The organism is Ancylomarina subtilis (assembly GCF_004217115.1).
In the GTDB taxonomy this organism is placed as follows: Bacteria; Bacteroidota; Bacteroidia; order Bacteroidales; family Marinifilaceae; genus Ancylomarina; species Ancylomarina subtilis.
Window position 1 is genome coordinate 204,244 of sequence record NZ_SHKN01000001.1, and the last position, 19,044, is coordinate 223,287.

A 19,044-nucleotide genomic window follows, 5' to 3' on the forward strand; every position below is an offset into this window, starting at 1 on the left:
AGGCTCTTTTTCTATACCTACATTTAGGTATTTTTTTAAGCTATTGCGGTTAATAGGACTTTTTTGTCTTTTTTTGTAATGGAGGACAGTTTTTTATTAGATCAGACTTTCCTTTAGGCCAAATTAATCACGCATTTGATGTTTCTGAAAAAAAAACTCATTGGTATATTGCCCATTCTACTTATTGCAGGATTTGTCTTATTGAAACTATTGCAGTTTGTTGAAATCGATTTCTCCCAACAGCGAGAGGGGCTGCTTCATTTTGTTGATGTGGAATTGACAGAAGATGAGGCTGATCGGCTTGATCGTGATTTTATTCCAGGTATTGAATACATTAGTAATCTGACGGGAACCTGGGCTGTTCGTTTCTTATTAGCAGCTTTTTTGATGTCGCCGGTAAGTCTTCTTATCGGTCGAAGTTTCCCATTGTATTTTCGCCAGTCTGTTGGGATTGCAACAGGTGTGTTCACAATGCTTCATGTGTTTGTGTTTATTTATACTGAAAGTTTTTTGTCTGTTTTTTCCCGAGCTGAACTTATTTTAGGTTTTCTAGCTTTTCTGATTATTCTCAGTCTGACTCTGACTTCGAATAAAAAAGCGATGAAATTATTGAAGCGTCGGTGGAAGCGCCTTCACCGATGGGTGTATTTAGCCGTTTTATTGGTTATGCTACACCTCATTATTCTTGATCATTCGTGGTTGGTTTATGGAATTCTGTTTGCTTTCGGATTTGTTTTTAGAATAAAGTCGGTGAAGCGTTTTATAAAAACGAGATTGTAAAGTTTTCAAATAAAAAAAAAGAGGTATTCCTTGGAACACCTCTCTTATATTTTCGTTTGAATTGAATCTACATTTCAAAATCTTCCATATCGCCATTTTCACCTCTGGCTCCGCGTTTCTTCTTGTAGTTGTTGATTTTGTAACTTAGGTTTAGTTTAATACTTGGCCATTGCATATCAAATTTGCTGTAGTTATAAAAACCAGGACCTTCACTTATATTTTCGTGCTTAGCAGTGTTCAGTATATTTCGTAATTGAAGTGTTGCCGATAGCTTACGTTTCATGAAATCTTTTTTCAATCCAATATTGGCCATCACGAATCCCTTACGCTCACCTTGCGCTTTTTTACTTGCAGAATTGTATATCACATTCACTTGAAAACGGGTTGTTTTATTAAACATGATGGTTGAATTATTTCTCAAACTCCAATTGAAACTCTCGGTAGAGAAATCTTGCACAGTTGGTTCCTTTTCGCTATTGTAAGTTGTGTAATCTCCCTCTTCTTTATAATGGTACACATTACCTATCAGGTCGTTTTTAAACCATTTGGCAAAGTTTAAATTCAGCATGGTTTCTATACCTAAAGAATAGTCCGTACCAACATTGTCAAAGCTTGATAACATCACATTATCCTGATAAACCGATCGGATGCGCTCCATGACATTATGAGTTACACGGTAATAGGTTTCGAATGAGATCGATTGTTCCCCAATTCGTTTCTGATAGCCCAATTCGTATGAGTCGATATATTCAGGTTTTAAATCCGGATTACCTTTTCGAACGTTATAGGCGTCGCTCCATGTAATGAAGGGTTCAAGGTTCCAGCCTCTGGGGCGCTGAATACGTCTGGTGTAACTGGCCATCAGTTGATTCCCCTCGCTTAAATCGATTTGTGTATGAATGGTTGGAAAGAAATCCCAACGATTGATTGTAAAGCTTTCAGTTTCTCCCTTATATTTTATCTCTCTATCGGTGTATTCACTTCTCAAGCCTAATTGATAACCCAATATGCCTGTCTGATTAGCATAAAGGGCATAAATGCCGTGTACATCTTTTTTATAGTCAACTTCGTGACTGTATTCAGGCTGTGGAATATATCTTGCATCTGTATAGTCGGACTGAGTGGTGATATCTTCACTTTGGCGAAGTTTGGCCTGATAACCAGCTTCGAATTTGCTCTTCCCACCCAATGGAAGCGTATAATCTGCGCGGATATCCAGATGAGATCCCGGCCCTTTTTCTGTGGATTCTTTACCATCTACAATAGCTCCATTCTGCTTGCGTTCTGTTTTCGATTTCTCGTCACCATCGCGATACGAATAGTTCACTTGAGTCAATAATTGATGGCCTTTACCTTTGAATTTGCGTAGATAACTGAAATTGGCATTGTAGAATTCCATATCGCGATTCCAATTGTCATAGCTTTTGTATTTTTCGACCGAACTTGTACTTCCATCAGAGAATTTTGAATATTCAGTATAGTTAAGATCTGAGCCCATATCCATTTGTCTGCCACCATAACGCAAACCCAAAGTAACTGAATTCTTGTCGTTGATTTCGTAATCAAAACCGGTACGAATGCCATAGCCTAAACGTTCTCTGTCTGACTCACCATCTGATAAGACATATATTGTAGAGTCCGTTTTAATTGTCCGATTCTCGCTTTCTCTGTCACCGGAGAAATTACGATTGCCATAATCCATTCCAAGGTGGAAATTGAATTTGTTCTTACGCAAATTGACTAAGAAATCAGCTCCGTGGTTATTAAAGGTTCCCACATTTAAATTGACAACACCTGACAGGCCTTTCAAATTTCCTTTTTTTGTGATGATGTTTATAATTCCTGATGAACCTTCCGGATCGTATTTGGCAGAAGGATTGGTGATAATCTCGATATTTTCGATTACACTGGATGGCATTTGAGTCAGAATATCAGCTGCTTCCAAAATGGATGGACGCCCATCGACTAGAACGGTAAAGTTGCTGCTTCCTCTCAGGCTAACGTTACCTTCAATATCAACGTTGATTGAGGGGACACTCTCAAGCACATCAACGGCATTCCCACTGGCAGTTGTTAGTTGACGGCTTACGGGAACCACTTTTTTATCAATTTGATATTGTACGGGTAAACGTTCTGCATTTATGACAACTTCACCCAGGGCTTCGCTTGCCTGACTGATGAGTACTTCTTTTAAATTGGCTACTCTATGGTCGCGATTGATAGGAATATTTCGAATGGTTTTTTTGTTGTATCCAATAAAAGAAACCTCAACATAGTATAAGCCGGGTTTCAGTTGTTTCAATTCAAATTCACCCTTTGCATTGGTGATTGTTCCATTAATTAAAGTGGAATCAGCCATCGTAAATACTGAAACAGTGGCGTATTCTACGGTCGTTTTTAAGTCTTTATCTTTCACAATACCTTTAATTGTACCACCCATTGCCCCTTTTGAGTTTGGTACTGGCTGCATAGCCTGACTCAGGCTGACTAGCATTGTAAAAACAAATAGTAATAGAGATTTCTTCATGTTCTAAGTTCTTGTTTTAAGATGAACTGTATACAGTTCATCGGTTGTCGAATTCGTTAGTAGGTTGTGTTTTTATCTGAAAAAAGATCCACAAACTGGACTTTTTGATAGTAACATGTGTTTAGACAGAGAAAAATGCAAAAGGTTTAGTCACATTTTCACTTTCGAATTCAAAATTATCATATTATATGAATGCCTCTTCGCAGAACTGATCTTTTAATAGGTTTTAACAATTATTTAACGAATTGCCTTCTGTTCTGATCTGTTAGCTTTTAACAGATTTGATTGTTTACAAATCATAAGGCTTACTGGTTGGCTTTCAATAAAATTCTTAACTTCATTATCTTAAGAAATTAAAGTGAATTAAAAGCGATTATAATGAAGAATACAACTGACTCAAAATCCAATCAAGATATACGTGTTACCAAAACACCTATTTTAAACGAAGGCAGTCCTGAAGCTAAAAGAAAAGAGATACTAGAATACTTTCAGAAGAGTTGGGAGCTTGATGATCGTTTGTATGAGTCATTGAAAGGGGAGGAAGCGTTTTATTTGCGAGCCGATCCTTTGCGTCACCCTCTTATTTTTTATATCGGGCATACGGCAACTTTTTTTATCAATAAGTTGATATTAGCTGGTGTCATCACCGAAAGAATAAATCCAAGATTCGAATCGATATTTGCAGTGGGCGTAGATGAGATGTCGTGGGACGATTTGAATGAGGCGCATTACGATTGGCCTACTGTTCGGGAAGTTCGCAATTACCGAAAGCAGGTGAAAGCAATGATGGAAGAATTGATTCTTGAGCTTCCTTTAGTTATGCCCATCAATTGGGAAAACCCATTCTGGGTGATTCTAATGGGTATTGAACATCAGCGTATTCATATTGAAACGTCCTCGGTTTTGATTCGCCAATTGCCTGTTGACCGGGTGAAGGATAATCCACTTTTTTCAATCTGCGAAAAGGCTGGGAGCGCTCCTGAAAATGAATTGGTAAGGGTGAAATCGGCTAAAGTGTCTTTAGGTAAAAAACGGGATGATGCTTTGTATGGCTGGGATAATGAATTTGGAACGTTTGAGATAGATGTCAATGCGTTTTCTGTATCAAAATTTTTGGTTTCAAACCAGGAATTTAAGGCTTTTGTAGAAGATGATGGCTATAAAACGCAGCAGTGGTGGACTGGGGAGGGCTGGAGCTGGGTTCAGTTTAAGTCTTGTGAATATCCGGTTTTTTGGATAAAGGATGGCAAAAATTGGAAGTTGCGTTGCATGTTGCAAGAGATTGCTATGCCCTGGAATTGGCCGGTAGAGGTCAATTATTTGGAGGCAAAGGCATTTTGCAACTGGAAGTCTCATCAAACGGGTAAGAGTTTGAGAATGCCAACTGAGGCTGAATATTATGCCCTTCGAAACAGTTTTAATATTCCCGATCAACCCTATTGGGAAAAGGCTCCGGGGAATATAAATTTGGAGTATTACGCTTCATCTTGTCCAGTTGATGCCTTTGATTTTGGAGGGATATTCGATGTGATTGGTAATGTGTGGCAATGGACTGAGATGCCGATTTCAGCTCTGGATGGTTTTGAGATCCATCCTTTTTATGATGATTTCTCCACACCAACATTCGATGCCAGACACAATTTGATAAAAGGCGGTTCGTGGATTTCAACCGGGAACTTAGCCATTAAAGATTCACGTTACGCATTCCGCCGTCATTTCTTTCAGCATGCGGGTTTTCGATACATTGAATCGGAAGAAGAGCTTATTATTAAGGATGATTATTACGAGAGTGATGAATTGGTGTCGCAATATTGTGAGTTTCAGTATGGGCAGACTTATTTTGGAGTAGAAAACTATTCTGTAGCTTGTCTCAAGCTATTGCAGGAACATCTGAAAACGATCAATAAGGGGGCTGCTCTGGATTTAGGTTGTGCCACAGGACGAACCAGCTTTGAGCTGGCCAGGTATTTCGATAAGGTTACAGGTTTGGATTTTTCTGCACGTTTTATTCGTATTGGTACGCAGTTGAAGGAAAGTGGCAAATTGAATTATAGTCGAATAGAAGAAGGTAAACTGGATACTTTTCAGGAGATAAAGTTGGCAGATTATGGTTTGGCTAATTTAAGCGAAAAGGTTGAATTCTTTCAAGGGGATGCTTGCAATCTGAAACCTTTCTTTACGGCTTACGATTTGGTTATTGCCAGTAATCTCATCGATAGACTTTATAATCCGATTAAGTTTCTACAAGATATCCAAACCCGAATTAATACGGGGGGATTACTCGTTTTAACCTCTCCATACACCTGGTTGGAAGAATTTACGGATGCGGAGAATTGGGTAGGAGGCTACCGAAAAAATGGAGAGCCTTATACTACGCTCGATGGATTGAAAGAGCAACTGTCTGATTGTTTTGATTTGGCTGAAGAGCCTCAGGATGTGCCTTTTGTTATTCGAGAAACAGCTCGCAAATATCAACATACGATAGCTCAAATGAGCATTTGGCGTAGAAAGTAATCGTTTAGATATATAAAATGGGCTTCTCATTGTGGGAAGCCTTTTTTATTAGAAGCAGACTTAAAATGATCCTATATGATTTTTTTGCATAAAGAAATATAAGGCTAGAAAATCAGATTAGATCATATTTTATCCGCGTCAAAACCTATGGCTTAAATCAATTAAGAAAACTATATTTGTCATCTAAATTATAGAGATGAAGCTATTTTATGCATTAATAAGATTGATAGAGAAAATTATTCTTTGGTTTTATCCGCCTTTCAAGAAGTTTATGCCGGAGCAAACATTTAAGTATGCAGCAACCGGAGGAGCAAATACGGCTTTGGATATATTCCTGTATTTTATTTTTTATCATTTTGTTCTCAATAAAGAGATCGTTGATCTGGGCTTTTATGCCATCTCACCTCATATTGCAGCATTTATTATGTCATTTACGATAACCTTTCCTATTGGTTTTGTATTGGCAAAATACATCAGTTTCCCGGGTTCATTTCTCCGAAAACGCGTTCAGTTTTTTCGCTATGGCTTAAGTGTTATGGGAAGTGTGCTTCTGAACTATATTTTTCTGAAACTTTTTGTAGAACACTTTGGCTGGTACCCAACGCCGTCTAAAATGCTGACTACCCTAATTGCCATTCTATTCAGTTATACGGCTCAGAAATACTTCACCTTTAAGGTTGAAATCAAAAAGTAAAACGTGTTTAAACATTTTTTATTTGGGTTATTAAGGGTTGTTGTTGCTATTAGTCAGTAAACTATTCTGTTAAAGAAATAATTTTTTACTCTCTTGATATTTCGGATCTTTATTAGTGGAACTTAAGATTGATCTTATTCCCATTTATTCTTTCGTTTAACATCATTTTCTATGAGTAATATTATTGTATTAGGAGCAGGTATGGTGGGCGGTGCCATGGCAATTGATATGGCAAAACACCATAATGTAACACTTGCGGATATCAGCCAATCGGTATTGAATGATATCAAAAGCAGACAGGTAAACCTGAAAATTCAGCAGCTTGATGTGTGCAATAAAGCAGACTTGCAAACTCTTGTGAGGAAATATGATTTGGTTATATGCGCGGTACCGGGTTTTTTAGGCTTTGAGACCTTAAAAGCTATTATTGAAGCAGAGGTTAATGTTGTTGATATTTCATTTTTCTCTGAAAATGCTTTTGACCTGGATGCCTTAGCTAAGGCAAAAAATGTAACGGCAATTGTCGATTGCGGTGTGGCACCCGGAATGGGGAATCTTATTCTGGGTCGATACAACGAGATCATGAAGTTAAGTGATTTTGAATGTTGGGTTGGCGGATTACCCAAAGAAAAAAAATGGCCTTTTTGTTATAAGGCACCCTTTTCGCCTATTGATGTGATTGAGGAGTATACTCGACCAGCAAGGTATGTTGAACATGGAAAACTTGTTGTTCGTGAAGCTTTATCCGATTGTGAATATGTGGAATTTGATCGTATTGGGACTCTGGAAGCTTTTAATACCGATGGTTTAAGATCTTTAATTTACACCATGTCGCATATTCCGAATATGAAAGAAAAAACCTTGCGTTATCCCGGACATGTGGAATATGTGAAGGTTTTAAAAGCCAGTGGCTTTTTCGATAAGGAAAAGATAGAGATGAATGGCATTTTGATTGCTCCTTTAGATTTTACCAGTAATATTCTTATCAAGGAATGGAAATTGGGAGAAAAGGAAGAAGAGTTCACTGTGATGCGAGTGAGACTAAAAGGGGAAAATTCTAAAGGAAAAAGAGAGGAGATTGTTTATAATTTGTATGATGAATATTACACGCTCACACAAACATCGTCTATGGCCAGAACAACAGGTTATACGGCTACTGCGGCTGCCAATCTGTTTTTAGAAGGTTTGTTTACCGAAAAAGGGATTATACCACCCGAGTTGATAGGTAGATATGAAAGTTGTTTTGATTATATTTTAAAGTATCTCGAAGAAAGAGATATTCATTATAAAAAAAGCTCACGCCCGATACGGAGCCATTCTTGATAAGAATATGTTTTTAGCTTAAAGTTAATTGTAAGGAGTTCGTTTTTTTGTCCAAATTACCTATTGGGTGATGATACAAATTCTCGTTGTGTCGTTTATGCCTTGACTTGTACCATCAGAACCTCGATTCAGAATCAATCCAACACGGTCTCTCCCTTTGAAATTATCCAAAGGAGAGTATTTATAGACTATTGAACTGCTTGATAGTTTGCGATATATCTTGCTTAATTTGGCAAAGTGGGGGGCTTCAAAAATCCAGGCTCCTTCCTCGTCTCCGAAGTTGCCTAAATCGATTCTAAGTGTGTCTCCCTCACTAATTTGAAATTCTTGTACAATCGTTGCCTCTACGATTCCTGCATTGCTGACATCTTCTTTCTCTGAACAAGAAACAAGTAATAAAAGACTGATGAGAAATATTACATTAATCTTCATTGGTTTATTTTTTGATTTATATCTAGTTAGACGAATAATATAGAAAAGGGTTGCGTAATAATATTCAGCTTCAAGTTTTCTATCATATTTATAATAATGAGATTATGTCTGTTCAAGTTGGTGTTGGATACAAAAAAAAGGACCACCTCAGGGCAGTCCTTTTTAAGATTATGGTGTTACTGTTTTAGTCTTAAATAAACAAGTTGACGTTTGATTGTTCGGCTTCTTCAAGATAAGTAGCAACGCCACCAATTTGAACCCCATCCAACAATTCAGCCTGATCAACACCCATCACGTCCATCGACATTTGGCAGGCGATCATTTCAACCCCATTGTCCATAGCCGTTTGCAATAAATCTTCCAATGAATCTACTTTCTTCGAAAGCATTCTTTTTTTCATCATCTTCGATCCCATACCCATCATGTTCATTTTCGAAAGTTTCAGATCATTGGCACTGCTGGCCATCATTTTGCCAAACATCTTACCCATCATGTCTTTCTGAACCTTAGGCTTATCGGTCTTTTTAATGATATTTAATCCCCAGAAGGTGAAAAACAGGGTTACCTTGCTTCCTGTGGCAGCTGCACCATTGGCAATCACAAGTGAGGCTAAGGCACGATCCATATCATCGGAGAAGACCACCATAGTTTTGTTTTTTGGCAGGATAACATCTGAACTGAGAGATGCTCCGTTCTTTTTTTGTTTTTCAATAACCGCTGAGATAAACCCTTTTTCAGACTCACAAGAAATCAGCTTATTACCTGTCATCTTACACCATGAAGCCACATCTTTTACAAATCCGGCATCGGTCACTTTCTGACGAAGGCGTTGTCCATCTTCAAGTTTGTCAATTTCTTTTTTTAGTTTGATAATGGGGCCAGGGCACTGTAATCCACAGGCATCAATATCGATGGTTTTGATCTCTTTTGCCCCGGCATCTTTATCTTTCCCACGATAGATGTGACCATCTTTAGCGATATAACTAGATCCGAAGATATCTTCGTTACTCTGCTTACAGGTAGCGTGCTCGTAGGTTTTGTATCCACCACTTAGGTTGACCACATCTTTAAAGCCTTTTTGCATTAGGATTCGTGCGGCAAAATAACCACGCAAGCCAACGCCACAATAAATGATAATTTTCTTATCCTTTGGAATCTCATCAATACGCTCACGTATTTTATCCACTTCAATGTTAACAGCACCTTCAATTTGTCCCAATTCGAATTCATCTGGTGTTCTCACATCCAAAATAAAGTTATCCGAAGCATTCATCTGGTGCAATTCATCCCAATGGATGATCTTCACCAAACCATCGATGATGTTTCCTGCTGTAAAACCAGCTTGGTTAACCGGATCTTTTGCAGATGAAAAAGGTGGGGCATAGGCATGCTCAATCTCCTGAAGATCGTAAATGCTTCCGTTGTTTTTTAGAACAGTCGCAATCATGTCTATGCGCTTGTCAACCCCTACGTAACCAATGATCTGTCCACCAAACAATTTTCCTGTTTCAGGATCGAACATGATTTTAATGGTGGTTGGCATAGCTCCCGGATAGTAACCTGCATTGGATGCACCGTGAGTAATATTTGAAATATACTTAATGCCTTCTTTCTTCAACACTTTTTCAGCTAATCCCGTAGAAGCAACTGTAATATCGAATACTTTAGCAATAGCTGTTGCAATTGCCCCCTTATATTTTTTAGTATGCCCATTAACCAGGTTATCGGCAAGCATACGGGCTTGTTTATTCGCTGGTCCAGCAAGGTAAGCGTTGGTATATTTTCCTGTAATTGGGTGTGGGAAAGCCATGGCATCGCCTAAGGCATAAACGTGTTCATTATTGGTTTGTAAGTATTCGTTTACCTTAATCCCTCCGTTTGGAGCTAGTTCAATTCCAGCCTCTTTAACCAATTTGGTTTCAGGACGGACACCAATAGATAGTATAACCATATCGGCATCTATTTTTCTGCCCGATTGCAGGTGGATGTTTAGTTTATCCCCTTCGCGCTTGAATTCAGAAACGCCATCCTTTAGGTAAAACTCAACATTTTTGGTTTTTAGGTGCATGTGTACTTCTGCAGCCATTTCATAGTCAAGAGGTGTCATTACCTGATCGGCCATCTCAACAATGGTAACCATCATTCCCATATGATGTAAGTTCTCGGCCATTTCAAGACCAATGAACCCTGCACCTACAACAACCGCTTTCTTTGGCTTTTTTTCATCGTAGAATGATTTGATCTTATCGGTATCTCTAACATTACGAACCGTGAAAATCGCCTCGTCCTTAATACCTGGAATAGGTGGTTTGATAGGTTCTGCTCCTGGCGAAACGATTAGCTTATCGTAGCTTTCATTATAAGAGCTATTGTTGGTTAAATCTTTGACTTCAACTGATTTATTCGCGGTGTCAATCGCAATCACTTCATTCTGGACACGAACTTCAACATTCAATCGAGCCTTAAAACTCTCAGGTGTTTGAAGTAAAAGTTTTTCTCTTTCGGCTATTACACCACCCACATAATAAGGTAAACCACAGTTGGCGTAAGAAATATGTTCGCCTCTTTCGAACATGATGATTTCAGCTGATTCGTCGATTCTTCTCAGGCGGGCAGCGGTTGTTGCTCCACCCGCTACACCTCCAACAATTAAATATTTTGTCATGTTATTCTATTTTATCTCAGTGTTTTTATCTTTATATGTAGATATCCATATATATTGGGTGCAAATATAATATATCCTCTGACTTCAATACTACAAAACGGCAATTTTGTGATATGTTCTAGAATATGTTTCTGAACATATGTTCATATTTTAGAATTTTGGTTCTATTATGAAATTCAGTTGGTGGTTAATTATTTTTGAGTATGAAGAAACTTATTTTAGGTGTTTATAAACTCATAGTTTATTATAATCTGCTTATAATAAATGCATTGATGTTTTGGTATGATGTATTGTGGATGTTGCACTTATACGAGTTAATAGAAAAAAAGTCTTTGGTATTAAGTGAGTGCAGGATTTAAACTTGGTTTGAAATTAGCTTGAAGTTTTTTTGCAATGAAGTCGGGGACTATTTTAGGACTTCTGGATATTTTATCCACAAAAACAACTGTTGAGTTGGCTTTGCTTAGTATGTGACCTTCTTCATTAGTAATTAGAAATTCAAAGTAGAACCGGGTTTTGGGTATTTCTTTTACTCTTGTTGTGATACTAATGAGTTCATCGTAATGAGCTGGTTTTTTGTATTCAATATTAAAAGTTATCACTGGCATCATGATCTGCATATCTTCAAGATATTTGTCATTTAACTCAAACTTTCTTAACAGTTCAGTTCTGGCTTGATGACAGTAAGTTACATAGTTAGCATGATAGACATAACCCATCTGGTCAACCTCACTGTATCGGGGTCTTAGTTGTATTTTATCTTGTATCATATGGTTGGGTGTAAATCGATTGTATGTGTACTTAATTGTATTTTATGCCAAAGTTTCTTTATTTCTTTAGAAATATTGGAGTTTGGTTGATATTCCACAATGGTTTGTTTGTTGATCATGGCGTGAACCATGGCTTTGTCAAATGGAATTTTAGCCACTAAAGGGATATTCTTTGTTTTTAGGTAATTTGCTATAGATTGACTTAGTTCAAGGTTTAAATCAAATTTGTTGATAAGAGCAAATACAGGAATTTTAAACGATTCGATCAGCTTAATAAGACGATCAGCATCGTGTAAGCTTGATTTGCTAGGTTCAATTACAATTAAAGCTAAGTCGGTTCCTGTTAATGAGGCGATAGCTGCACATCCTATACCTGGAGGTCCATCGTTAATGATCCATTCTTTTTGATTCGTGAGTGCAATTTCTTTGGCTTTTTTACGAACCTGAGTGACTAGTTTGCCGGAGTTTTCTTCACCGGGACCCATTTTAGCATGCACTAAAGTACCAAAGCGCGTATTTGAAACGTACCAGTAATTGTTAGTGTATTGTTCGGATCGAATAGCTTGCTCAGGACAAATGCGTTCGCACAATCGACAACCTTCGCACTGAAAAGGATTAATAACGAGTTTTTCAGCCGCATTAGTGTGTATCGCGTCGAATCTGCAATGGCTTAGGCAAATATCACAACGTTTACATTTTGAAGTATCTATTTCAGCTTTCCAACCACTTGCGAAGGCATGTTCTTCTATAATATCAGGATGTAGTATCAAATGTAGATCGGCAGCATCAACATCATTGTCACATAAAACGGCCGATTGTACTAAGCCCGATAAGGCTGCAGTGATAGAGGTTTTACCTGTTCCTCCTTTTCCACTTAAAATCGTCATTTCCATCATGCGTATACCCTTTTTATTAGTTTATCTGTTATGATCTCAAATTCCTTTGATATTTTTTGAGGTATTGTTTTCAACAAACTGCCATTGGCATAATTGGTCGCATACTCTTGGTCAAAAGGAATTTCACCCAATATCTCTATCTGTTCTTGTTTTAAATATGTGTAGATATCCCGATTACCAATTCCGGCCTTGTTTATAATAACACTGTAGGGTTTTTGTAATTCTTTGAGTAATTCTACCATCAATTTTAAATCGTGTAAACCAAATGGAGTTGGCTCTGATACGAGAATGATGAAATCTACATCACTGATAGTTTCAACTACAGGGCATGATGTTCCCGGAGGTGCATCGTAGAGAATAATTTGACTTTGTTTAGACGCTTGTTTTTTGACCTCTTTTATCACAAGTGTTTGCATGGCGGAACCTATCTTCAATTCCCCTTCAATTAAATTGATATGATTTTTTTCATGATAAAAGTTCATTAGACCTATGGGCTGTTCAGTTTCTTTTATAGCAGACTGCTCACAGGCGACCAAGCATGCACCACAAGAGTGGCAGAGGCTTGAGTTTACTTTAGCCATTTTAATTGATGGAATGATACTGATGGCATTAAATTCGCAATAATCAGCACATTTTTTGCAGAAGTTACATTGGTTTTTGTCTATTTTGGGAACCCGTTGAGTGATTATTTTTGAGTTTTTCTTTTTTGCATTGGGAAAGAAAAGAATATCATTGGGTTCCTCTACATCGCAATCGATGAGCTGAACCTGATTTGTAAATTGTTTTCTGATAAAGTGTTGCATGCTGACTGAAACGCTTGTTTTACCAGTACCACCTTTTCCACTTGCGATGGCAATTTTGTATGGCATTGTATATGGGTATTAAATGTATAATCGGTGCAGTACGTTTACACCGATTATTTGAATTGAGTGATTAATGATCACAGTAATTCGCTGTAAAAGTCAAGTTGTTATTTAGATAGGCATCAATCAATTCTGTTGCAGATAGTTTTGGAGCTCCCACAAAAACATTAACGCCGTTTTGGTTGAAAATCTGAATGGCTTTTTGCCCCATTCCACCAGCTATTATGTCGCTAATACCTCTTTCTGCTAACCACATAGGTAGTAATCCTGGCTCGTGTGGAGGAGGAGTTAATCTTTCTTCAGAAACCAGATTTCCATCCTCAATATTAAGAATAGCAAAATAGCTACAATGTCCAAAGTGGGCATCTAGAATATTTTCGTTGTTAACAGGTATCGCAATTTTTTTATTCATCTGTTTATTATTTATTGGGTTAATATTTTGTTATTGTATAGTGAGTTAAATAAAAGAGAATGTCCAAAATATTTAGATTCTTAATTTTAATAACACGGATATGACTTTTTTCCAAACCTAATTTTTTGTGTCTTTTAAGAATCCTTAGTTGTCTTAATACAAGTTTTGGACAAACTCTTTTTTCCAATCCTGAGAAATTAATTAATTAGCTTTCCCTCGTCTCTGATTTCTTCGGCTTCTACCCAGGCCTAAATTGTTAGTTTCCTTAGGGTTCTCGTCGTCTGTGTGTTCAGCCATACGTTTTTTATTGGCATTACATTTTCCCAGACCTCGACCGCTTTGGGGACCTTTCCCCTCAGGGCCCATTCCATCAAATCTTGGCATAACTCCTCCTTTTTTACGATTAAACAATAATCCTCTTAATAATTTCTTGTATGCTTGTAGAATCTTGAATAATGACCATTTGTATATTCAGTTCTTCCAGTAGTTCTTTTGCCTTAGGGCCAAAATCGCCAGATATAATTTTATCAACCTTTAACTCGATCATTAACTCGGCTGCTTTTGTTCCGGCACCATGATTAGAATTGATAAACTCATTTTTAATAAATCGGCTTTCTTTAGTTTTACTATCTAATAGACAAAACCATTCAGCTCTACCGAAGCGTTTGTCAAACTGTGACGTTAATTCATTTCCTGAAGATGTGATAACGATATTACTCATGAGCTTTATTTTTGATTGTTTAATGATTCAATTTCTTTTGATGAACAAATAGGACAGATATTCTGTTTTAAGTTATTAGGTATAGTAAACCTTGCATGACAGGCATTGCATAGAAACCAATTGTTATCCATTTGTGTGTTACCGTAAACGGCTCTAATCTCCTTTATTTCTACGAATGCCATTGCTATTTTTCGTCTTGCACTTTCATATATCCTCGCAAAGGTCGGTCTTGAGACTCCCATGAGCTCAGATGCTTCTTTGTGATTCATTAAATCGTAATCTGCTAACTTAATCGCTTCATATTCTTCGTAAAGTAATTCTATATGTTCTTTGCAACTGTTGTGTGTTCCGTATGGTTTGTAGCCTTTAAACTCTGGTGGAGCTACTACTTTTCTAAGTCTCGTTCTTCTGGGCATAAGGCATTTAATATTTATATTGAGAATATTCTCACTACAAATATATTGAGAATATTCTCATTTCGCAAAAACAAGTTTGCTTTTTTTCTATTTGGAAGAATAAATTATACGATATTATTTAAGTCAGGATTTGTGATTAATTCTATTTTTTTCGACTAAATGTTCATTTGTCCTTTTATTATTGCCGAATTGCTCTATTTTTGCAGAAAATATATGGGCTTGATTCTATGGATGGTTACATGTATGAATTTGAAATAGAATTACAGAAGGTTAAGAGATGATTGATTTGATTGCATTTGATGCAGACGATACATTATGGGGTAATGAAAACTATTTTTATCAAACCCAAAATGAATATGCTCAAATATTAAGTGATTATGGGTGTAAGGAAGCGGTTTTAGAGCGTTTGCATTCTACTGAGATTAAAAATCTGAAGTTGTATGGCTACGGTGTGAAGTCTTATACGCTTTCGATGATAGAGGCAGCACTGAGTCTATCTTTTAGAGAAATTCCAGGCGAATTAATTGCTAAGATTTTGGCTCTTGGAGCTAAAATGTTGACTGAACCTGTGCAGCCCATGAATCAAGTTCAGGATGTGCTTGAGAAATTGTCTCACAATCACGATCTGATTACAATCACTAAAGGGGATCTGCTGGATCAGAACAGAAAGATGAAGAAATCTGGTTTGGAAAAGTATTTTTCTGATGTGATTGTTGTGAGTGAAAAGAATGATGAAGCTTATCAGCAAATAATTGATAGGAAAAAGATTCAGCCTGAAAACTTTCTGATGGTTGGTAACTCGATGAAATCGGACATTTTGCCAGTTCTTAATATCGGTGGCTATGGTGCTTATGTGCCTTATCAGTACACCTGGGATCACGAGCAGTTGGCTGAACCTGTACAGCACGACAAGCTATTCGAATTGAAAGATATGAAAGAGATTCTGGACTTGAAATTCTTTAATTAGAATAGTCTAAATGAGATATATAAAATCCCTGTTTCTGTTGAAGCAGGGATTTTTTTTGCCTTTAATCATTTAATCAAATCAAGGCATCAAATAAGACCTCTACAGGATGCATTGCATCACGTTGGCTGCCATCCTTAATCTGATGACGACAAGAAGTGCCCGAAGCTGCCAAGAGAGTTGTGGGTTTTGTGTTTCGAACGGCGGGAAGGAGTTTGAGTTCGGCAATTTGCATGCTTAGCTGATAGTGTTCAGCTTCGAAGCCAAAGGAACCCGCCATGCCACAACAACCGGAATCAATTTCACTTGCAGAATAGTTCACAGGGAAGGATAAGATTTCCTTAACAGGCAGGGTAGAGGCCAGTGATTTCTGGTAGCAATGCCCATGGAAACTCACTTCTTTAGTTTCATCAGTAAACTGTTCTTTTTTAATTCGTCTGGCTTGCATTTCTTGCCAAAGAAACTCTTCAATCATTAGGCAATTCTCAGAAAGTTGAATCGCTGATGTTTTCAGTTCTTGATTTGCGAGATTTTTATATTCATCCCTAAAGGTCAGAATAGCTGATGGTTCAATTCCAACGAGGGGCGTTTCTTTGCTGATAATACCTTTTAGGAGCCTGATGTTTTTATTGGCAATCGTCTGTGCCTGTTTGACCAAACCTTTTGACAGATAAGTTCTACCACTTTCCAAATGTTTGGGGATGATGACCTCGTAGCCCAGTTTTTCCAATAATTGAATGGCTTTTATACCGATTTCTGTGTCATTAAAATTGGTGAATTCATCGGCAAAGAAGTAAACCTTTTTTTGTTTTCCATTATTCGAATGATTATGCTTTTTTGCCCAGGACTTTAATGTTGTTTGATGCAGTTTGGGAATGCTCCTTTCTTTGGCAAAACCGAGTTGTGTTTTTATAAAGCTTCCAAATTTGGGGTGTTGATTCACGTAATTATATAGCTTAGGTGCTACACTTCCCAGTTGATTGATCTTGTTAATATTGGCAATTAATCTGGTTCTTAATGGTACGCCCTTGCTTTGGTAATAATGCTGCAAAAATTCAGCCTTAAGCCTAGCCATGTCCACATTCGAGGGGCATTCCGATTTGCAGGCCTTACAAGAGAGGCACAAGTCCAGAACGTCGTAAAGTTCTTTGCTGTTGAATGGGTTTTTAGCTTCAGAATACGATAAAAATTCTCTTAAGAGATTAGCACGGGCACGAGTTGTACTTTTTTCATCCAAACTGGCCTGATAGCTGGGACACATGGTTCTCCCCGTTTTGTGTGTGTTTCGACAATCGCCCGAACCATTGCAACGCTCAGCAGCACGAATGATCCCCCCATCTTCGGAGAAGTCGAAATAGGTTTTCAGTTCTTTTGTTTTCTGATTGTTATTGTACCGCAAATGGGTATTCATTTTAGGTGTGTTTACAATTTTATCAGGATTGAAAATATGATGAGGATCCCAAACGTCTTTAATCTCTTTAAAAACCTGATAAATGGTATCACCTACCATTAAGGGAATAAACTCCCCACGTAAACGACCATCGCCATGCTCACCACTGAGCGATCCCTTATATTTTTTTACCAGTTTGGCTGTATCTAAAGCAATACTGTGGAACTTTTCTCTATCAGTTTCTTGTTTTAGGTTCAGAATAGGGCGCAGGTGGATTTCACCAGAACCAATATGAGCGTGAAAGACACAGGAAAGCCCGTGTTTACTTAAAAGCTTTTTGAACTCAGCAATATATTCAGGGAGCACTTCAGGTAAAACAGAAGTGTCTTCAATCACGGAAACAGGCTTGGCATCGCCGTGTAGATTAGAAAGGACACCTAAGGCTGATTTTCTCAGATCCCATACACGCTTGATATTTTCTTTTCCTCTGACTATGGGAAAGTGGTAGCCAAGTTGATTCTCTTTGAAATCAGCTTCCATGGCTTGAGCAATTTCATCGATTTCATCCTGACTTTCTCGGGCAAATTCAATGATCAGCAAAGCTCCGGGTTGATCTTTAATAAAGAACCGGTTTTTAGCTTGAAGCATATTGCCTTCGGAAAGTTTCAGTATGGTTGCATCCATTAGTTCGACTGCACCAGGTTTGTATTTCAAAGCAATTAAATTGCCTTGCATAGCCTCTTCAAGAGAGGTAAAATGGGCACATATTAAAGCTTGCTCTTCAGGAGGGGCGGGTACCAGATTGAGTTTAATCTCAGTGGTGAAAGCCAAGGTTCCTTCAGAACCAGCTAGTAGTTTGCAAAAGTTAAAAGCCTTGTAGTTTGAATCGAACGCTTGTGAGTCAAGTAGTAAATCCAGAGCATATCCCGTGTTGCGTCGGTGATTTTTAGTATCCGGGAATTCTTGTCGTATAGCTTTCTGTATTTCTGGATTTTCAAGTTTTTCACGGATATGTTGATAGATTTTTGTTTCCAAGCTGGCTTTGACTCCTTTGTTCTTGCACTTCGCATGAAATTCTTCATCGCTTAAAGTGGAAAAACTGGCTTCTGATCCATCGCTCAGCAGGGTTTTTACCTCTAAAGTATGATCGCGAGTACTTCCATAAATTAAGGAGTGTGAGCCGCAAGAATTATTGCCTAACATGCCCCCAATCATACAACGAGACGAGGTAGAGGTTTCGGGACCAAAAAATAAGCCATAGTCTTTTAAGTAAAGATTAAGTTCATCGAGGATAACTCCAGGTTGAACGCGAACCCATCTTTCTTCTTTATTTAATTCCAAAATTTGAGTAAAATGCCGGGAGATATCTACCACAATACCATCACCAACGACCTGACCTGCCAATGATGTGCCGGCTGCTCGTGGTATGAGAGATAAAGCTTCTTTGCGGGCAAATAAAATGAGCTTTTTTAGATCTGATTCGTTTTTAGGATAGGCAACGGCCAGAGGTAATACTTTGTATGCTGATGCATCGGTAGCGTAGATTAAACGTGTACTTTGATCTCTATGAAATTCACCTTCGAATGTTGCTGAAAAGCTTTGGAATTTATCTGTTGTTTGCATGAATCTATTTCAAGTTTATAAGATACTGATATCTTTTAAAGGCTTTGTTTTATT

Annotated in this window: 16 protein-coding genes; 5 read left to right on the forward strand and 11 right to left on the reverse strand. The window is 37.7% G+C overall.

All coding sequences use genetic code 11. The annotated features are described in order from the left end of the window. Nucleotides 1-138: 138 nt before the first annotated feature. Nucleotides 139-780 carry a ferric reductase-like transmembrane domain-containing protein gene (locus EV201_RS00785; RefSeq protein ID WP_130305500.1) on the forward strand — a complete coding sequence of 214 codons (642 nt, stop codon included), beginning with the start codon at nucleotides 139-141 and terminating at the stop codon, nucleotides 778-780. A gap of 67 nt (nucleotides 781-847) precedes the next feature. On the opposite strand, the gene EV201_RS00790 is transcribed toward EV201_RS00785, so the two are convergent. Beyond that, nucleotides 848-3,307, reverse strand: coding sequence for a TonB-dependent receptor (locus EV201_RS00790; protein ID WP_130305501.1), 2,460 nt, complete (start codon nucleotides 3,305-3,307; stop codon nucleotides 848-850). Between the two features lie 378 nt (nucleotides 3,308-3,685). Here EV201_RS00790 and ovoA point away from each other — a divergent pair, with 378 nt between their 5' ends. From ovoA to EV201_RS00805, 3 genes are all read left to right on the forward strand, one after another. Continuing rightward, complete coding sequence (gene ovoA / locus EV201_RS00795; RefSeq protein WP_130305502.1) at nucleotides 3,686-5,821, forward strand: 5-histidylcysteine sulfoxide synthase; 2,136 nt, start codon at nucleotides 3,686-3,688, stop codon at nucleotides 5,819-5,821. A 196-nt stretch (nucleotides 5,822-6,017) separates the two neighbouring features. Continuing rightward, nucleotides 6,018-6,515 carry a GtrA family protein gene (locus tag EV201_RS00800; RefSeq protein ID WP_130305503.1) on the forward strand — a complete coding sequence of 166 codons (498 nt, stop codon included), beginning with the start codon at nucleotides 6,018-6,020 and terminating at the stop codon, nucleotides 6,513-6,515. A gap of 171 nt (nucleotides 6,516-6,686) precedes the next feature. Further along, nucleotides 6,687-7,838, forward strand: coding sequence for a saccharopine dehydrogenase family protein (locus EV201_RS00805; RefSeq protein ID WP_130305504.1), 1,152 nt, complete (start codon nucleotides 6,687-6,689; stop codon nucleotides 7,836-7,838). A gap of 60 nt (nucleotides 7,839-7,898) precedes the next feature. On the opposite strand, the gene EV201_RS00810 is transcribed toward EV201_RS00805, so the two are convergent. The 9 genes from EV201_RS00810 to EV201_RS00850 form a co-directional block, all read right to left on the reverse strand. After that, a complete protein-coding gene (locus EV201_RS00810) occupies nucleotides 7,899-8,270 on the reverse strand; it encodes a hypothetical protein (RefSeq protein WP_130305505.1) in 372 nt (123 codons plus the stop codon). Nucleotides 8,271-8,460: 190 nt separating this feature from the next. Continuing rightward, a complete protein-coding gene (locus EV201_RS00815) occupies nucleotides 8,461-10,935 on the reverse strand; it encodes an FAD-dependent oxidoreductase (protein ID WP_130305506.1) in 2,475 nt (824 codons plus the stop codon). Between the two features lie 338 nt (nucleotides 10,936-11,273). Beyond that, a complete protein-coding gene (locus EV201_RS00820; RefSeq protein ID WP_130305507.1) occupies nucleotides 11,274-11,705 on the reverse strand; it encodes an acyl-CoA thioesterase in 432 nt (143 codons plus the stop codon). After that, complete coding sequence (locus EV201_RS00825; RefSeq protein ID WP_130305508.1) at nucleotides 11,702-12,601, reverse strand: P-loop NTPase; 900 nt, start codon at nucleotides 12,599-12,601, stop codon at nucleotides 11,702-11,704. Before EV201_RS00825 ends, EV201_RS00820 begins: the two co-directional genes overlap by 4 nt. Then, nucleotides 12,598-13,470 carry a nucleotide-binding protein gene (locus tag EV201_RS00830; protein ID WP_130305509.1) on the reverse strand — a complete coding sequence of 291 codons (873 nt, stop codon included), beginning with the start codon at nucleotides 13,468-13,470 and terminating at the stop codon, nucleotides 12,598-12,600. Before EV201_RS00830 ends, EV201_RS00825 begins: the two co-directional genes overlap by 4 nt. A 64-nt stretch (nucleotides 13,471-13,534) precedes the next feature. After that, complete coding sequence (locus EV201_RS00835; RefSeq protein ID WP_130305510.1) at nucleotides 13,535-13,876, reverse strand: NifB/NifX family molybdenum-iron cluster-binding protein; 342 nt, start codon at nucleotides 13,874-13,876, stop codon at nucleotides 13,535-13,537. 201 nt (nucleotides 13,877-14,077) lie between these two features. Beyond that, complete coding sequence (locus tag EV201_RS00840; protein WP_130305511.1) at nucleotides 14,078-14,260, reverse strand: DUF5320 domain-containing protein; 183 nt, start codon at nucleotides 14,258-14,260, stop codon at nucleotides 14,078-14,080. A gap of 19 nt (nucleotides 14,261-14,279) precedes the next feature. Continuing rightward, nucleotides 14,280-14,597, reverse strand: coding sequence for a NifB/NifX family molybdenum-iron cluster-binding protein (locus tag EV201_RS00845; RefSeq protein ID WP_130305512.1), 318 nt, complete (start codon nucleotides 14,595-14,597; stop codon nucleotides 14,280-14,282). A gap of 5 nt (nucleotides 14,598-14,602) precedes the next feature. Further along, nucleotides 14,603-15,013 carry a DUF134 domain-containing protein gene (locus tag EV201_RS00850; protein WP_130305513.1) on the reverse strand — a complete coding sequence of 137 codons (411 nt, stop codon included), beginning with the start codon at nucleotides 15,011-15,013 and terminating at the stop codon, nucleotides 14,603-14,605. Between the two features lie 277 nt (nucleotides 15,014-15,290). Between EV201_RS00850 and EV201_RS00855 the strand changes: the two genes are divergently transcribed. Continuing rightward, entirely contained in the window at nucleotides 15,291-15,980 is a 690-nt protein-coding gene (locus EV201_RS00855; RefSeq protein ID WP_130305514.1) for an HAD family hydrolase, read from the forward strand. A gap of 73 nt (nucleotides 15,981-16,053) precedes the next feature. Here the strand turns inward: EV201_RS00855 and EV201_RS00860 are convergent, their stop codons facing one another. After that, on the reverse strand, nucleotides 16,054-18,990 hold the full coding sequence (locus EV201_RS00860) for an FAD-binding and (Fe-S)-binding domain-containing protein (RefSeq protein ID WP_130305515.1): 2,937 nt from the start codon (nucleotides 18,988-18,990) through the stop codon (nucleotides 16,054-16,056). Nucleotides 18,991-19,044: the final 54 nt, after the last annotated feature.

What these genes read in the sequence shown, in the direction of transcription:
- EV201_RS00855 (WP_130305514.1), top strand. Translation starts at nt 15,291, where the DNA reads ATGATTGATTTGATTGCATTTGATGCAGACGATACATTATGGGGTAAT.
- EV201_RS00815 (WP_130305506.1), bottom strand. Translation starts at nt 10,935, where the DNA reads ATGACAAAATATTTAATTGTTGGAGGTGTAGCGGGTGGAGCAACAACC.
- EV201_RS00785 (WP_130305500.1), top strand. Translation starts at nt 139, where the DNA reads ATGTTTCTGAAAAAAAAACTCATTGGTATATTGCCCATTCTACTTATT.
- EV201_RS00840 (WP_130305511.1), bottom strand. Translation starts at nt 14,260, where the DNA reads ATGCCAAGATTTGATGGAATGGGCCCTGAGGGGAAAGGTCCCCAAAGC.
- EV201_RS00830 (WP_130305509.1), bottom strand. Translation starts at nt 13,470, where the DNA reads ATGCCATACAAAATTGCCATCGCAAGTGGAAAAGGTGGTACTGGTAAA.
- EV201_RS00845 (WP_130305512.1), bottom strand. Translation starts at nt 14,597, where the DNA reads ATGAGTAATATCGTTATCACATCTTCAGGAAATGAATTAACGTCACAG.
- EV201_RS00805 (WP_130305504.1), top strand. Translation starts at nt 6,687, where the DNA reads ATGAGTAATATTATTGTATTAGGAGCAGGTATGGTGGGCGGTGCCATG.
- EV201_RS00850 (WP_130305513.1), bottom strand. Translation starts at nt 15,013, where the DNA reads ATGCCCAGAAGAACGAGACTTAGAAAAGTAGTAGCTCCACCAGAGTTT.
- EV201_RS00835 (WP_130305510.1), bottom strand. Translation starts at nt 13,876, where the DNA reads ATGAATAAAAAAATTGCGATACCTGTTAACAACGAAAATATTCTAGAT.
- EV201_RS00820 (WP_130305507.1), bottom strand. Translation starts at nt 11,705, where the DNA reads ATGATACAAGATAAAATACAACTAAGACCCCGATACAGTGAGGTTGAC.
- EV201_RS00810 (WP_130305505.1), bottom strand. Translation starts at nt 8,270, where the DNA reads ATGAAGATTAATGTAATATTTCTCATCAGTCTTTTATTACTTGTTTCT.
- EV201_RS00860 (WP_130305515.1), bottom strand. Translation starts at nt 18,990, where the DNA reads ATGCAAACAACAGATAAATTCCAAAGCTTTTCAGCAACATTCGAAGGT.
- ovoA (WP_130305502.1), top strand. Translation starts at nt 3,686, where the DNA reads ATGAAGAATACAACTGACTCAAAATCCAATCAAGATATACGTGTTACC.
- EV201_RS00800 (WP_130305503.1), top strand. Translation starts at nt 6,018, where the DNA reads ATGAAGCTATTTTATGCATTAATAAGATTGATAGAGAAAATTATTCTT.
- EV201_RS00825 (WP_130305508.1), bottom strand. Translation starts at nt 12,601, where the DNA reads ATGATGGAAATGACGATTTTAAGTGGAAAAGGAGGAACAGGTAAAACC.
- EV201_RS00790 (WP_130305501.1), bottom strand. Translation starts at nt 3,307, where the DNA reads ATGAAGAAATCTCTATTACTATTTGTTTTTACAATGCTAGTCAGCCTG.